Here is a 14099-nt window from a genome sequence, read left to right as displayed (position 1 = left end):
TGGTGCCGCGCGCTTTACTTCATTATTGATAGCTGCTTGCGCTGATCCATCAAGCGCTGGAGGCTGTTTTGGCTTGTATCCGCAGCGCCCGCGCCCCCAGGCCCCGCTCGCGCCGCAGCGCATAGGCCAGGGCGCTGGCGCTCGCGTAGCCGCAGCGCAGGGCCGTGGCCTCCAGCGACTGGCCGCGTGCCAGGGCGCGCTCGGCCAGGTCCAGCCGCCGCGCGCGCAGCCACTGCTGGGGCGTGTCGCCCGTCAGCTCCAGCAGCCGCGCGTGAAAGCGCGCCGCGCTCAGGTGGAACAGCCGCGCCATGCGGGCGGTGGGCCAGTCCTCGTGCAGGGCCGCGTCCACGGCGGCACACAGGGCGGCCAGGTCCAGCCCGCGGCGCGCCAGCACGCGCGGGGCCTGCAGCAGCAGCGCCAGGCGCGCGGCCGCGCCGCCGGGCTCGGGCACGGTGCGCGCCGCCGCGGGCACGGCGAAGCGGCGCACACAGTCCACCGCGGCCTGCGCCGGCACGTCGATCACCAGGATGCGCGTGTCCGGGCGGGCCAGATAGCCATGCTCGGTGCCCGCGGGCACCACCATGCCGCAGGCCGTGTCCACGAAGGCGGCGCGGCCGGCCACCTCCAGCTCCATGCGCCCGTGCAGCGCATACAGCACCTGCGCATGGGCGTGCGCATGGGCCTGGTGCTCGCCACCATAGTGGCGCACCGAAGCGACGGGGTGCAGCAGCGCGGATGCGGAACGGGCCATGCTCAAATACTAGGGCAACGCCGCACTCGCTTTTTCACGACCGCGCCTCTTTTCCGCATCCATGCCGCCTGACGCCCCCGCATCCGCCGCCGCCCGCCGCTCCTGGCGCCAGGCCTGGCTCGTCTACCTGGAGCCCGCGAGCCTGCGCATGCTGGCCCTGGGCTTTTCAGCCGGGCTGCCGCTGCTGCTGGTACTGGGCACGCTGAGCTTTCGGCTGCGCGAGGCGGGCATCGACCGCACGACCATCGGCTACCTGTCGTGGGTGGGGCTGGCCTATGCGTTCAAATGGGTCTGGTCGCCGCTGGTGGACCGCCTGCCGCTGCCGCTGCTCACGCGCTGGCTGGGGCGGCGGCGCAGTTGGCTGCTGCTGGCGCAAGGTGTGGTGGCCGCGGGCCTCGTCGGTATGGCGCTGGCCGACCCGCGCCAGGGGCTGGACGCCATGGTGTGGTGCGCACTGCTGGTGGCCATTGGCTCGGCCACGCAGGACATTGCGCTGGATGCGTTCCGCATCGAGTCCGCCGACACCGACCACCAGGCCGCGCTGGCCGCCACTTACCAGACGGGCTACCGCCTGGCCATGATCTGGGCCGGCGCGGGCGTGCTGTGGGTGGCTGCCCGCGCGGAGGACGCCAGCCTGAGCGGCTACCAGGCCGGCGCCTGGACCACGGCCTACCTCGTCATGGCCGCATCCATGCTGGTGGGGGTGGTGACGGTGCTGCTGTCGCCCGAGCCCACGCCGCGCCCACTGCCGCCCGCGCGCAACCTGGGCGAGTGGCTGCATGGCGCGGTGGTGGCGCCTTTTGCCGACTTCATCCGGCGCTACCGCTGGCAGGCGGCACTGATCCTGGCGCTGATCGCCGTGTACCGCATCAGCGACGTGGTCATGGGCATCATGGCCAACCCGTTCTACGTGGACATGGGCTACACCAAGGACGAAGTGGCCGCCGTGAGCAAGGTCTTCGGCGTCATCATGACGCTGGCGGGCGCCTTTGTAGGCGGCGTGCTGTCCATGCGCCTGGGCGTGATGCGCGTGCTGATGCTGGGCGCGGTGCTCAGCGCGCTGACCAACCTGCTGTTTGCCTGGCTGTCCGGGCATGGCCACGACCTGACCGCGCTGGTGGCCGTGGTCAGCGCCGACAACCTGGCCGGCGGCATCGCCTCGGCGGCGTTCATCGCCTACCTGTCCAGCCTGACCAACGTGCAGTACTCGGCCACGCAGTACGCGCTGTTCAGCTCCATGATGCTGCTGGCCCCCAAATGGCTGGCGGGCTTCTCGGGCCAGTTCGTCGATGCCTACGGCTACAGCGCGTTCTTTACCAGCACGGCCCTGCTGGGCCTGCCGGTGCTGCTGCTGGTGGCGCTGGCGCACAGGGCCAAAAAGGCTTCCAGCGCTTGATAGACAAGCGCTGAAAGCTATCAAAACAATATCACCTTTAGGCCATCGCCACCACGGTGTCATACAGCCCAATGTGCGTCAGCCCTGGATGGCTGGCGATGCCGGTGTAGCGCAGTGACGCATCTTCATAGCGCCTGAACGCAAACACCGCCGCGTTCATCTGCTCGGTGTTGAATACCTTGAGCTGCACCAGCAGATGAAAGTCTTGCACCGTCAGGCCCGTCACCGTCAAAAACAGCTCTGGCTCCAGCTTGGTGATCACGTCCTGCAAGGTGTTCTCACGGAAATCCGTCAGGTACATGAACGCCGGGATGCGCGTCGCAAACTTGATCAGTTTTTCCTGCACCAGCTTGCGTTTGGATCTGTATTCCTTCTCTTCCGCCGAAAGCTCTTTTTTCTCCCGCGCTGACAGCTCCTCGTCCTTGGCTTTTTGCTTCAGGGCTTTGACCTTCTCGCTCTTGTTGATGATGGTTTCAATGACGTTGTCGCCCAGCGCGCGCCAGCCCTCGATGCGCTCCACGGCGGCCATCGCCTCGGGGTTGTCCAGGATGCGGCGCAGGGTGCGCTTGGGCAAATGCAGCTTTGGCACGCTGCTCGTCGGTATAAGTCCAGTTGAAGATTTGCTCCTCAATGAACTCGCCCGTAGCCAGCGCTTTGAACGGTGTGCCCGACAGGTACAAGTAGGCCCGCGTGGTGATGGGCAAAAAGTCGGTTTCCAGCGTGGCGCGCATACCCAACTCTTCGTTCACCTGCTCCAGCACGCCCTCCAGCTCTTTTTCTTTTTTGACGCTGGCATCGTCTTCGCCCTCGAACAGCTCTTTGGCCGTGTCGCGCCACGCGCCAAAGTGATATTCGTCAAACACCACCACATCCCAGTTCAGCGTGTGCAGCCACTCGTTACGGGCTTTGATATTGCCTGCCGCATCGCGCCCCAACAGGTCTTGAAACGAGCCGAAATACACCAGCGGCCTGTCGGGGTCGGCCTGCCTGGGATCGCCTCGGCTTCGGACTCGAAATGCCCGGCAACGATGTAACTCTCCGTGCAGGCCGTCCCAGGCTCGGCAATGATGGGCTTGCTCAGAAATTTGGTTTCGATGGCCGCACTGGTTCCCTGAACCCGAGTCATCAAAACTTTCCACTTGTCTATCCAGGCCGTGTTCGTTGGAACGTCTGAACGCTCGACCCAGGTTACCTTTTGAGAGCCGAACAGCTTGATCGGGTTTTTGAGGCCATCAGGTTTGGGTTTTCCATGGAAAAAGGTTCGCAGTCCGAAGGGCTTTTGGCTGGAAACTCGATTGCTCAGGGTTGCCTTGTCTTTTGTGAGCACCTTCTCCAAGATTGGCACCGCCTCATTGCGCCGCACCAAGATGTCATACGCATCCAAATGGCGCGCAACCGCTGGGCCTGTGGGCTGTCCGTTCCACATCGTCTGCACAGAGCACGGCCCGCTGTGCTGGCGATCCCACAAGAAGTAGGAAACACCGCCGCGAATCTTTACGCCCGGAAAGCCTTCGTACAGTTTGGGAAAGTCCACGATGTTGCGCAGGTGCTTATCAGAAAGCATCTTTGCCCTGAAACCATCCAGACCTTTGCCGCCCGCCATCCAGCGCGATGGCGTCACAAACACCGCGTAGTGCGGATCTAGTTCCAAGGCCTTTTCTACAAACAACTGGTAAATGGGCGCGGCGCTAGAGCCATAACCGCCATCGCTCAACTGGTACGGCGGGTTGCCACAATGATCACGTCGAATTGCATGTCTGCTCCAAATAACTCGGCTATTCGAGTTTTGATGTTGTCGGTATGAATAAAAGCGTAGGCGTGCGTTTCCTTTTCCTCACCACGGTCTAACGCTTTTTGGCTAGCGCCACAAAACCTGCATTTGCCCTGCACCCAGGTGTGTTCAGTGCGCTCAAACCAAATGTTGCCCATCTTGTTGGCAAAGCCATGGGCGATGGAATGCGCGCTGTTGGCGTATTTGGAGCAATACACGCTGCGCCGCGCCAGCAAACTGGTCAGGCGCGTGATGGCAATGCCAAACACCTGCTGCGTCAGGATGTGGTTTACGCGCGTTGGCAAGTCGGGGATTTCTTGCGCCAGCCCCGCGGTCAGGCGGCTGGTGATTTCGCGCAGAAACACGCCCGATTTGGTGAAGGGGTCCAAAAAACGCACGGTTTTATCCGCCCATAGGCTTGCGCCACCGTGGTCGGCAGCCCAGGCATTGGCCAGCAAGTCCAGCATTCGACCGGCCAGTTCTGGGGGTGTGAAAACCTCGTCGTTCGACAGATTGGCAATGCAGGTCAGCACATCGGGGTTGCGGCCATGCAGGGCGAAGGGGGCTTGCAGGGTGATGCTCATGCGGTGCTCATACGTTCTGGCCCTCAGGCCCTGGCAGCTTGCCCGATTGCTTTTCGATTTTCTTGTCCTCGGCTTTCACCCGGCGTTCCAGCTTCTTGATGTCTTCTTCTGCCGGCAACTGCTCGGGCGCAATCCCACGCTGACCCAGCATGACGCGCACGCTCTGGTTGTTCTGCACATGCTCATGTGTGATGGAGCGCTCGCCCAGCAAGTTGGCTTGCTGCACGTTGTGGTTGGTCATTTCGGTGGCCAGATTCTTGGCTGCAATGGTCAGCGTGGGCAAAAAGTCAGCCAGCGGGCGCGTCTGCACGATGCCGTATTTCTCTTTCATCATCTGCGTGGTGTGGCCGCCAAACAGCGCCGCATCCCCCTGGGCACGGATACGGCCAAAACCGGCATCGTCCACGCCGCGTTCGTAGATGTTTTGCGACAGCGCTTTTTCCGATTCGCGCAGGCGGTCGCGCGCCTCCAGCCGGGCTTGCAGGCGCATGCGGTCTTCAATCAGCTCTTGCTTGCGTGTTTGCACCGCAAAGTAACTTTGGGCAAAGGCAATCGCCTGCTTGCGCGGGTCGCCGTTTTGGGCGATCAGGTAGCAGGCATAGCGGGTGAGCATGAAGTCTTCCACAGGGCGCTGGGCGCCACTGCCCAGGGTGACCATTTTCGTGACGCCACGAAAATGGTCAGATTCTTTGTAACCCGTTGATTTGCAAGACTCTATGGCCCGATGGATGGCCGTGGTGAAGTTCTCCCAGCGGGCGTAGCCCAGGGGCTCCATCAGGTCGCGGGCAAACCAGAACTCGATGCCGTCATCGGGCAGGCGCTGGCTGAGTTCGTCAAAGCGTGCGGTGAGCTGGGGAACGATGGTGTCAGTCATATGCTGTCTTTTGGCAGGGCTGCCAGTTCGCCCACGGTCATGGGCGGGTGGATGGTGACCGGGGTAAAGATTTCGTGCTTGCCCAGGTCGGCAAAGAGCGAGCCCTCTTCACTGAACTTTGACGCGCCGGTGAGTGCGTCAAACCTAAAGTCGCGCCGCTGGTACTTGCCTTTGCCCAGGTAGCCCCATTCGGCAAAGGTGATGGCCTGGCCGTGGTGGTCGCGCATGGTCAGCGCGTCGCCATGCACCAGGTTTTGTAACAGTACATACAAGGCCGCCCGGTACAGGTCATCAGCCTCGTCCAGCTGGAGGTAGTCGGCAAAGACCTCCAGCACGTTGGCGCGGCACTCGGCGATGTTGTCGGCCAGCAACTCGATGCCGTAGATGCACATCAGCCCCAGCAGGGCGTAATGCCGCCGCTCGAAGTCAGATTTGCCGTATTTGCGCTCCACCGCAGCGAGCTTGCGCCGCAGGATTTGCACGATGAAGTTGCCGCTGCCGCAGGCGGGTTCCAGAAAGCGCGCGTCGATGCGCTCGGCCTCATCCTTCACCAGATCGAGCATGGCCTCGACCATCCACGGCGGGGTGAAGACTTCGCCGTGGTCGGCGACGCGTTGTTTGGATTTGACGAGGCTCATGGCGCCAAGGTTATCGCAGAATGTGCGGGCTACCCGACCCGCGACTAGTGCCGCTGGCGCATAGAGCCAAAAAGGCCTCCAGCGCTTGATACATAAGCGCTGACAGCTATCAAAATCATACCAAACCGGTTTACCCAACTTTACCCATGCTTCAACCGCGGTAGATGGCGCCCGGTGAACATGGCAGCACTGAAAGGCACCGCATGAGCTCGCAACTGCTGATGATCGAAGACGACCACCGCCTCGCGCAGATGGTGGGCGAGTACCTCGGCCAGTCCGGGCTGCAGGTCACGCACATGGCCGACGGCGCCAGCGGCCTGGCGCGGCTGCAGGCGCCCGAGGGCGGACAACTGCCCGACCTGGTGATCCTGGACCTGATGCTGCCCGACATCGACGGCCTGGAGGTGTGCCGGCGCATCCGCGCGCTGCCGGGCGCCGCGGCCCAGGTGCCGGTGCTGATGCTGACCGCCAAGGGCGACCCGATGGACCGCGTGATCGGCCTGGAGATCGGCGCCGACGACTACCTGCCCAAGCCCTTCGAGCCGCGCGAGCTGCTGGCGCGCATCCGCGCCCTCTTGCGCCGGCGCGAGGCCGGTGCCCAGCCGGTCACCCATGTGCTGCGCTTCGGCTCGCTGGAGATCGACCGCGATGCGCGTACCGTCACCGTGGCCGGTCGGCCCTGCGACCTGACCTCGTACCAGTTCGACCTGCTGGTCACCATGGCCGAGCGCGCAGGCCGCGTGCTGACGCGCGACCAGATCATGGAGGCCGTGCGCGGGCGCGAGCTGGAGGCGTTCGACCGCTCCATCGACGTGCACATGGGCCGCATCCGCGCGGCCATCGAGGCCGACCCCAAGAACCCGCGCCGCATCCTCACCGTGCGCGGCGTGGGCTATGTCTTCGCCAAGCAGCAGGACTGAGATGAAGCGACACCCCCCTGAGACGCTTCGCGTCTTCCCCCCGCTCTCGCACCGCTGCGCGCTGCGGGCAGGGGGACGCAGCCCTCGCTGCGGGGCGGCCCTTGCTCGGCTGCCCTGGCCTGGGTCGCGCCAGTTTCATACGTCGCGGGCCGCGCAACACGCAGTGAAAGGCTGATGGAGATGTCCCTGATCAGCCCCTTCTCCCGTCGCCTGTACCTGCGCATCTGGCTGGCCGTGGTGGGCGGCGTACTGGTGTTTGCTTTCGCCATCGGCATGGCCTGGCGCTGGGCGGCCGAGCAAAGCCAGTTGCAGCCGCCCTCGCGCGAGGTGCGCATCACCGACGCGCAGGGGCGCACGCTGGTCGATGGCGTGGGCCTGCGCCAGCGGCGCGAGCCTGGCGAGGGCGTGCTCTACCGCATCGAAAGCGCCACGGGCGAGGTGTACGAGATGCACCTGTCCCCGCGCACGCCCCGCCCGCGCCCCGACGAGCGCGGTCCCGCCGCGTGGTTCCGCCCGCCCTTCGGCTTTCTGTGGATGCTCGCGCTGGTGGGCATTGCCGTGACCGTGGGGGTGTTCCCCATCATCCGCCGGCTGATGCAGCGGCTGGAGCAACTGCAGCGCAGCGTGCAACGCTTCGGCGAGGGCGACCTGTCGGTGCGCGTGGCCGAGCAGGGCCATGACGAGGTGGCGGCGCTGGCGCGCCAGTTCAACGCCGCCGCCGCGCGCATCGAGACGCTGGTGCAGTCGCACAAATCGCTGCTGGCGAATGCCTCGCACGAGTTGCGCTCGCCGCTCACGCGCATCCGCATGGGGCTGGAGCTGATGCAGGGCGGCACGCCCTCCCCTGCATTCCGCGCCGAGATTGAACGCAACATCGCCGAACTGGACCAGTTGGTGGACGAGATCCTGCTGGCCAGCCGCCTGGATTCCGGCGCCGCCGATGTGGGCACGGTCGAGCCCGTGGACCTGGTGGGCCTGGCCGTGGAGGAATGCGTGCGCGTGGACGCCGAACTGCACGTGGGATCCGGCGATGGTGCAGACGCCATGACGGCGCCCGTCGAAGTGCCGGGCGTGTCCAAGCTGCTGCGCCGCGCCGTGCGCAACCTGCTGGAGAACGCGCGGCGCTACAGCCAGGGCGAGATCACCCTCACCCTCACGCGCGAAGGGCACGACGCCGTGCTGCGCGTGTGCGACCACGGCCCGGGCGTGCCGCCCGCGCAGCGCGAACGCATCTTCGAGCCCTTCTACCGCCTGCCGGGCGCCAGCGAACGCTCGGGCGGTGTGGGCCTGGGCCTGGCGCTGGTGCGCTCCATCGCGGCGCGCCATGGGGGCAGCGTGGTGTGCGAGGACCGGCCCGATGGCGCGGCAGGCGCCTGCTTCACGCTGCGCCTGCCGGTCACGCGCTGAGCGTCGGCGCACACGCCCTTGCCTCAGCAGGCACATTCGCCCATGTTGTAGGGTGGCGCTTTTCCCGTTCCGCAAGGCCTGCCCATGACCGCCGCCGCGCCCTTCTTTGCGCCTGCGCCGCCGCTGCAGGTGGCGCACTGGTTCAACACCCCCGCGCCGCTCACGCTGGACAGCCTGCGCGGGCGTGTGGTGGTGCTGCACGCTTTTCAGATGCTGTGCCCTGGCTGCGTGGAGCACGGCATCCCGCAGGCGCGGCGCGTGCATGAGGCGTTTGCGCCGGATCAACTCGTCGTGATCGGCCTGCACACGGTGTTCGAGCACCACGCCGTGCAGGGCACGCCAGAGGTGCTGCAGGCCTTCATCCACGAATACCGGCTGCGCTTTCCCATCGGTCTGGACCAGCCCGATGCGCCGCGCAGCATTCCACGGACCATGCAGAGCCTGTCGCTCAGCGGAACGCCCAGCCTGGTGGTGCTGGACCCGCAGGGCCGCGTGCGCCTGCACCACTTCGGCCATCTGGACGATCTGCGGCTGGGCGCGCTGCTGGGCCGGCTGCTGGCGGAACCCACGCCAGCCGCCCCGGCGGCCGTGCCCGCCACGGGCTGCGACGATGGCGGCTGCCCACTGCCCGATCAGCCCCGCCCATGAACATGACCCCCTTGCCTTCCCAACCCACGGCCCTGGGCACGCTGCGCGCCGTGCTCACCGGCCGCGCGCAACCCTACACCCGCCCCGGCAGCCGCAGCGCCATTGCCAAGCAGGCACGCAGCGGCCCCGTCGCCGTAGGCGCGGAGGGACTGGACGGTGACTAGCAGGGCGACCTGCGCGTGCACGGCGGCCCCGACAAGGCCGTGCACTGCTATGCATGGCCGCAGTACACGCCCTGGCGCGAGGAGCTGGCGGGCCACGCCACGGCGCAGGCGCTGCTCGCGCAGCCCGGTGCCTTTGGCGAGAACTTCAGCCTGGACGGCGTGCAGGAGGCCCAGGTGTGCATTGCGGACCAGTGGCGCATCGGCAGCGCCGTTTTCGAGGTCAGCCAGGGCCGCCAGCCCTGCTGGAAGCTGAACGACCGCTTCCAGGTGCCCGACATGGCGCTGCGCGTGCAACGCAGCCTGCGCGCGGGTTGGTATCTGCGCGTTCTGCAACCCGGGACGGTGCAGGCGGGCGACACCGTCTGGCTGCTCGCGCGGCCGCAGCCCGCGTGGCCCATCGCACGGCTGCTGGAGGTGATCGACCGGCGCGATTGCACGCCCGCCACGCTGCGCGAAATCCTCGCTCTGCCGCTGCCGCCGTCATGGCAGCGGCTGTTCCAGCGGCGCCTGGACAGCGGACAGAGCGAGGCCTGGGACGCGCGCCTGCAAGGGCAGCACTGACGGCCTGTCAGGCGCGCTGCGGCCAGCGCCAGGCCGACCAGCCGTACATCGCCGCGCCGGCCACCAGTGCCGCCGCCGCCAGCGCCAGCCCGCGGGCAAAGCCCTGGCCGGCATCGGCGTGCGCGAGCAGCCACGCCACCAGCGGCGGACCCGCGATCTGGCCCAGGCCGTAGACGGCCGTGACCAGGCTGGCAAAGCTGTCGGCAGACTGCGGCCACAGGCGCCGCGCCTCCTGCAGGCCGTAGAAGGTGATGGCCGTGAACGGCAGGCCCACCAACGCGCTGCTGAGTGCAAAGCCCGCCGGCGTGGGCCAGAGCAGCCCCAGCACGATGCCCAGCGCCTGCAGCGCATACGCCGCCAGCAGCAGCCAGCGCCGGTCCCAGGCGCTGGGCGCGCGCGTGCTGAGCGCCGCGCCCACGGCCACGCCCGCGCCGAACATCGGCCAGAAAAGGTCGGGCCAGGGTGAACCGGAGGGCAGCGCGGCACGCGCGATCACGGGCAGGAAGGTGGCGGTCACGATGTAGCCCAGCCCCGCCAGGCCGTACGCCACGGCGTGCACGCCGCGCGCCGCCAGGGTGCCGGCGTTTCCCGCCTGCGCGGCCGCGCGGGGCTGGGCACCGGGGTCGGCCTTGACCGCGCGGCCGCGCACCACGGGCCACACGCCCACGCACAGCAGCACCGAGAGCACCCCGAAGACCACCCAGCCCGAGGCCGCACGCCACTGCGCGGCCACCATCGCGCTGGCGGCCAGCCCCGTGAGCACGATGCCCACGCCCGGCCCGCAGAAGATCAGCCCGCCCATGGCCGGGCGGCCCAGCACCGCCAGGCGCACCATGCACCAGGCCGCCACGTTCAGCAGCACGAAGGCGCTGGCGGCCCCGGCCGCAAAGCGCAGCGCCGGCCACGCGGCGGCCACGGGCAGCGCCATCGCCAGCGTGAGCAGCACCGTGGCCACCAGCCCGGCACGCGCCAGCCGCGCCGGATGCCAGCGCGCATAGAAGCCCGGTGCCACCCAGGGCAGTGCCATGCAGGCCAGCGCCCCCAGCAGGTAACCCACGTAATTGGCCGTGGCCAGCCAGCTGCCCTCGGTGAGGGTCAGCACCCCGTCGTGCAGCATCATGGGCAGCAGCGGGGTGAACGCGAACCGTCCCACGCCCATGGCCACCGCCAGCGCCAGCATGCCGGCCAGGGCCACGGCATGGGGCCGCTCGCTCCAGTGCAGGGCGGGCCCGCGGGGCGCGGGCACATCAATCGACGGGGTGGCTTGTGGTTCCATGGCGCGGTCTCCGGCGGTATGATTGCCATCAATCTTTTTATAAGATGATTTTTCAACAAATCATCTCACAAACGTATCCATGGACCTGGTCGCACTGGAGATTTTTCGCACGGTGGCCCATGAGGGCAGCGTGACGCGGGCGGCCGAGCGGCTGGGCCGCGCCCAGTCCAACGTGACCACGCGCGTGCAGCAGCTGGAGGAGCAACTGGGCGCGGCCCTGTTCCTGCGCGAGGGCCGGCGCATGCTGCTCACGCCCGCCGGCGCCACGCTGCAGGCCTATGCCGAGCGCCTGCTGGCGCTGGCCGAGGAGGCCCGCCAGGCCCTGCACCCGGACGCGCCCGCCGGCCACCTGCGCATAGGCGCCATGGAAAGCACGGCCGCCGCGCGCCTGCCCGCGCCCCTGGCGCAACTGCATGCGCGCTGGCCCGCGCTGGTGCTGGAGCTGCGCACCGCGCCCTCACGCCAACTCGTGGAGCAGGTATTGGCCCACGAACTCGACTGCGCCCTGGTGGCCTGGCCGCCGCCGGGCCTGGACGATGAGGCCCCGGTGCAGCGCACGCCCGTCTGGACGGAATCGCTGCTGCTGGCCCTGCCGGCCAGCCACCCCCCCGTCGAAACACCTGCCGACCTGCGCGTGCACACCCTGGCCGCGTTTGCGCACGGCTGCACCTACCGCCGCATCGGCGAAGACTGGATGCGCCAGGCCACGGGACAGGCGCCGCAGGTGCTGGAGCTCGCGTCCTACCCCGCCATCCTGGCCTGCGTGGCCGGGGGCCGTTGCGCCGGCGTGGTGCCTGAGGCGGTGGTCGATCTGCTGCACACACCGCCCGCGCTGCGCTGGGTGCCGCTGGGCCCCTGCGACACGGTGCTGGTGCACCGCACGGGCTATGCCACGCCCGCGCTGGCCGCGCTGCAAGCAGCGCTGCACGGCGCCCAGGACACCCCCTCTGTCCTCGCCCCCGATTCTTCTTTGCGGAGCTGACCCCATGAATGCCTTGCTGCAACGGCTGCAGATCGACCTGCCCCTCTTCCAGGGGCCCATGACGGGCTCGGACACGCCCCAGTTGGCTGCCGCCGTCTCCCAGGCCGGCGGCCTGGGCTTTCTGGGCTGCGGCATGCGTTCGCCCCAGGCCATGCGCGAGGCCGCTGCCGCCGTGCGCGCGGCCACCGCCAAGCCCTTCGGCATGAACCTGTTCGTGCTGGAGCAGCCCACGCCCGATGCAGCCACGGTGCAGGCAGCCATCGAACGCCTGGCGCCGCTGTACGCCGACCTGGGCCTGCCCCCACCCGAGGCGCCGGCGCGCTGGTGCGAGGACTTCCACGCCCAGTTCGAAGCACTGCTGGAGGCCCGCCCCGCCGTGGCCAGCTTCACCTTCGGCATCCTGAGCGCGGCCCAGGTGCGCCGCCTCCAGAACGAGGCCGGCTGCTACGTGATCGGCACCGCCACCACGCTGGCCGAGGCGCAGGCATGGGCCGCCGTGGGTGCGGACGCCGTGGTCGCCAGCGGCATGGAGGCCGGCGGCCACCGTGGCACCTTCCTGGGCGACTTCGAGGCCAGCATGGTCGGCACCCTGGCGCTGGTGCCGCAGTGCGTGGATGCGCTCTCCATCCCGGTGATTGCCGCCGGCGGCATCATGGACGGGCGCGGCATTGCGGCTGCCCAGGCGCTGGGCGCGCAGGGGGTGCAGTTGGGCACGGCCTTCCTCGCCTGCCCCGAGTCCGCCATCGGCCCTGCGCAGCGCGCCGCCATGGCCGACGCACAGGCCACGGACACGCGCGTCACGCGCATCTACTCCGGCCGGCCCGCCCGCGGCATCGTCAACACGCTGATGCAGCGGCTGGCACCGCACGAGGCCACGGTGCCGGCGTACCCGGTGCAGAACGCGCTGACCGGCCCACTGCGCAAGGCCGCCGCCAGCCAGGGACGCGCGGACTACCTGTCCCTGTGGGCAGGCCAGGGCGTTGCCGCCGCGCGCGCGCTGCCGGCACAGCAGCTGGTGGCGCTGCTGGCGCAGGAATGGCAGGCCGCACTGCGGCGCCTGAAGGTTTAAGCCTTTTGGGGCTCTAGCGCTTTCCCATCAAGCGCCAGCAGCTATTTAATATATAGCAAAGCAGAGAATTATCGGAGGGCGGGGCGATCCCCATCCAGCCACTGCCCCGCCACGCTGTCCGGCAGGTACAGGCCCTGCGTCAGGTAGTCGTCCAGCCGCCGGCGGTCGGGCGAACGCAGTTTGATCAGCGGCGGCAGCGGCCCGCGCGCACGCATGAACAGCAGCCGCAGCTTGAGCGCAGCGCGGCGCCAGCGGCCCTGCACGTGCAGGAAGTACGGCCCCGACTCCGCCGGGGACAGGCCCAGTCGGTAGCTGCCGCCGCGCAGCAGGATCACCTGCAGCGCCAGGTGCATGGTCAGGTAGGCGGGCATGTCGATGCGCTGCAGCGCCTGCGTGTACAGGCCCTGGGCCTGCAGGTGGGCGATGTACTGCTCGCCGGTGCGGGCGATGACCTCCTGCGTGAATTCACGCTGCAGATCCTCGATGAAGGGGCTGCCGGGCGGCGCGGCCATGAACCAGTTCTCCACCACCGGCCGGTCCGGGACACTGGTGTACTGCTGCAGGTAGTAGCCCACGAAGTCGGCACCCGTGCGCGCCTGCTCCTGCAGAACCCAGTCCAGCGGCTGGGTGAGGATGGTGCTCGCGTCCAGCCAGATGCCGCCGTGGCGGCGCAGCAGCTCCAGGCGGATCCAGTCGGCACGCTTGGCCGCCGATGCGCCGTCGAGGGCAGCAGGGATGGCCGGCAGGTACCGCAGCACGCCACGCTCGTCCAGGATGCGGATCTCGAAATGCGGATGCAGGCGCCGCCAGTGGTCGAAGCAGCGCTGCACCAGCAGCGGCGGTGTGCCGCCCTGCCAGTAGCTCCAGAGAATGCGGGGAATGGCCGTGCGCGCGGCCGGCGCTGCGGCTGCGGTGCCCGTGGCGTGCAGCGTGAACACGGGTGCCGGGGCGGGCTCCAGGTCGCGCGGGCGCAGGCGGTACCAGCGCTTCAGCCAGCCCGCCAGCCACAGTTCGCCCCGGTGCTTCCAGTGGGTGGAGGATGGCGCATGCGACATGGG

15 protein-coding genes and 1 pseudogene are annotated in these 14099 nt (G+C 68.0%); 7 read left to right on the top strand and 9 right to left on the bottom strand.

Annotated features, from left to right (window positions below; genetic code table 11):
- Positions 1-49: 49 nt before the first annotated feature.
- Positions 50-751, bottom strand: coding sequence for a helix-turn-helix domain-containing protein (locus HND92_RS01125; RefSeq protein ID WP_011803669.1), 702 nt, complete (start codon positions 749-751; stop codon positions 50-52).
- Positions 752-812: 61 nt separating this feature from the next.
- Between HND92_RS01125 and HND92_RS01120 the strand changes: the two genes are divergently transcribed.
- The gene (locus HND92_RS01120; protein WP_172205420.1) at positions 813-2147 is read left to right on the top strand and encodes an MFS transporter; all 1335 of its coding nucleotides are present in this window, start codon (positions 813-815) and stop codon (positions 2145-2147) included.
- A gap of 37 nt (positions 2148-2184) precedes the next feature.
- Here HND92_RS01120 and HND92_RS19240 read toward each other — a convergent pair whose 3' ends face one another.
- The 6 genes from HND92_RS19240 to HND92_RS01100 are packed head-to-tail and all read right to left on the bottom strand — an operon-like array spanning position 2185 to position 6014.
- The gene (locus tag HND92_RS19240) at positions 2185-2676 is read right to left on the bottom strand and encodes a hypothetical protein (protein ID WP_253940086.1); all 492 of its coding nucleotides are present in this window, start codon (positions 2674-2676) and stop codon (positions 2185-2187) included.
- Complete coding sequence (locus HND92_RS19235) at positions 2621-3109, bottom strand: hypothetical protein (protein ID WP_253940085.1); 489 nt, start codon at positions 3107-3109, stop codon at positions 2621-2623. Before HND92_RS19235 ends, HND92_RS19240 begins: the two co-directional genes overlap by 56 nt.
- Positions 3025-3861: an Eco57I restriction-modification methylase domain-containing protein gene (locus HND92_RS19230; RefSeq protein WP_253940084.1), complete on the bottom strand. Its 837-nt coding sequence runs from the start codon at positions 3859-3861 to the stop codon at positions 3025-3027. The genes HND92_RS19235 and HND92_RS19230 overlap by 85 nt, the downstream gene beginning before the upstream one ends.
- Entirely contained in the window at positions 3858-4502 is a 645-nt protein-coding gene (locus tag HND92_RS19225) for an Eco57I restriction-modification methylase domain-containing protein (protein ID WP_253940083.1), read from the bottom strand. Before HND92_RS19225 ends, HND92_RS19230 begins: the two co-directional genes overlap by 4 nt.
- 7 nt (positions 4503-4509) lie before the next feature.
- On the bottom strand, positions 4510-5376 hold the full coding sequence (gene dinD, locus HND92_RS01105) for a DNA damage-inducible protein D (protein ID WP_011803665.1): 867 nt from the start codon (positions 5374-5376) through the stop codon (positions 4510-4512).
- Positions 5373-6014 carry an N-6 DNA methylase gene (locus HND92_RS01100; protein ID WP_011803664.1) on the bottom strand — a complete coding sequence of 214 codons (642 nt, stop codon included), beginning with the start codon at positions 6012-6014 and terminating at the stop codon, positions 5373-5375. The genes dinD and HND92_RS01100 overlap by 4 nt, the downstream gene beginning before the upstream one ends.
- A 203-nt stretch (positions 6015-6217) precedes the next feature.
- Here HND92_RS01100 and HND92_RS01095 point away from each other — a divergent pair, with 203 nt between their 5' ends.
- The 4 genes and pseudogenes from HND92_RS01095 (at position 6218) to HND92_RS01080 (ending at position 9714) form a co-directional block, all read left to right on the top strand.
- Positions 6218-6934, top strand: a complete 717-nt coding sequence (locus HND92_RS01095; protein ID WP_172205417.1) for a response regulator transcription factor — start codon at positions 6218-6220, stop codon at positions 6932-6934.
- Positions 6935-7114: 180 nt separating this feature from the next.
- Positions 7115-8341 carry an ATP-binding protein gene (locus tag HND92_RS01090; protein WP_172205414.1) on the top strand — a complete coding sequence of 409 codons (1227 nt, stop codon included), beginning with the start codon at positions 7115-7117 and terminating at the stop codon, positions 8339-8341.
- Positions 8342-8425: 84 nt separating this feature from the next.
- The gene (locus HND92_RS01085; RefSeq protein ID WP_172205411.1) at positions 8426-8989 is read left to right on the top strand and encodes a redoxin domain-containing protein; all 564 of its coding nucleotides are present in this window, start codon (positions 8426-8428) and stop codon (positions 8987-8989) included.
- Positions 8986-9714: pseudogene (locus HND92_RS01080) on the top strand (MOSC domain-containing protein). Before HND92_RS01085 ends, HND92_RS01080 begins: the two are co-directional and overlap by 4 nt.
- A 7-nt stretch (positions 9715-9721) precedes the next feature.
- On the opposite strand, the gene HND92_RS01075 reads toward HND92_RS01080, so the two are convergent.
- Positions 9722-10990, bottom strand: coding sequence for a YbfB/YjiJ family MFS transporter (locus HND92_RS01075; RefSeq protein WP_172205408.1), 1269 nt, complete (start codon positions 10988-10990; stop codon positions 9722-9724).
- A 79-nt stretch (positions 10991-11069) separates the two neighbouring features.
- Here HND92_RS01075 and HND92_RS01070 point away from each other — a divergent pair, with 79 nt between their 5' ends.
- Together HND92_RS01070 and HND92_RS01065 are read left to right on the top strand one after the other, a co-directional pair.
- On the top strand, positions 11070-11972 hold the full coding sequence (locus tag HND92_RS01070) for a LysR family transcriptional regulator (RefSeq protein WP_172205405.1): 903 nt from the start codon (positions 11070-11072) through the stop codon (positions 11970-11972).
- Between the two features lie 4 nt (positions 11973-11976).
- A complete protein-coding gene (locus HND92_RS01065; protein WP_172205402.1) occupies positions 11977-13041 on the top strand; it encodes a nitronate monooxygenase family protein in 1065 nt (354 codons plus the stop codon).
- 68 nt (positions 13042-13109) lie between these two features.
- On the opposite strand, the gene HND92_RS01060 is transcribed toward HND92_RS01065, so the two are convergent.
- On the bottom strand, positions 13110-14096 hold the full coding sequence (locus tag HND92_RS01060) for a glycosyltransferase family 32 protein (RefSeq protein ID WP_172205383.1): 987 nt from the start codon (positions 14094-14096) through the stop codon (positions 13110-13112).
- Between the last annotated feature and the right edge of the window lie 3 nt (positions 14097-14099).

This window comes from Diaphorobacter sp. JS3050, assembly GCF_013154915.1.
Taxonomy (GTDB): domain Bacteria; phylum Pseudomonadota; class Gammaproteobacteria; order Burkholderiales; family Burkholderiaceae_C; genus Diaphorobacter; species Diaphorobacter nitroreducens.
This window is presented reverse-complemented; position numbering and strand designations above follow the sequence as displayed.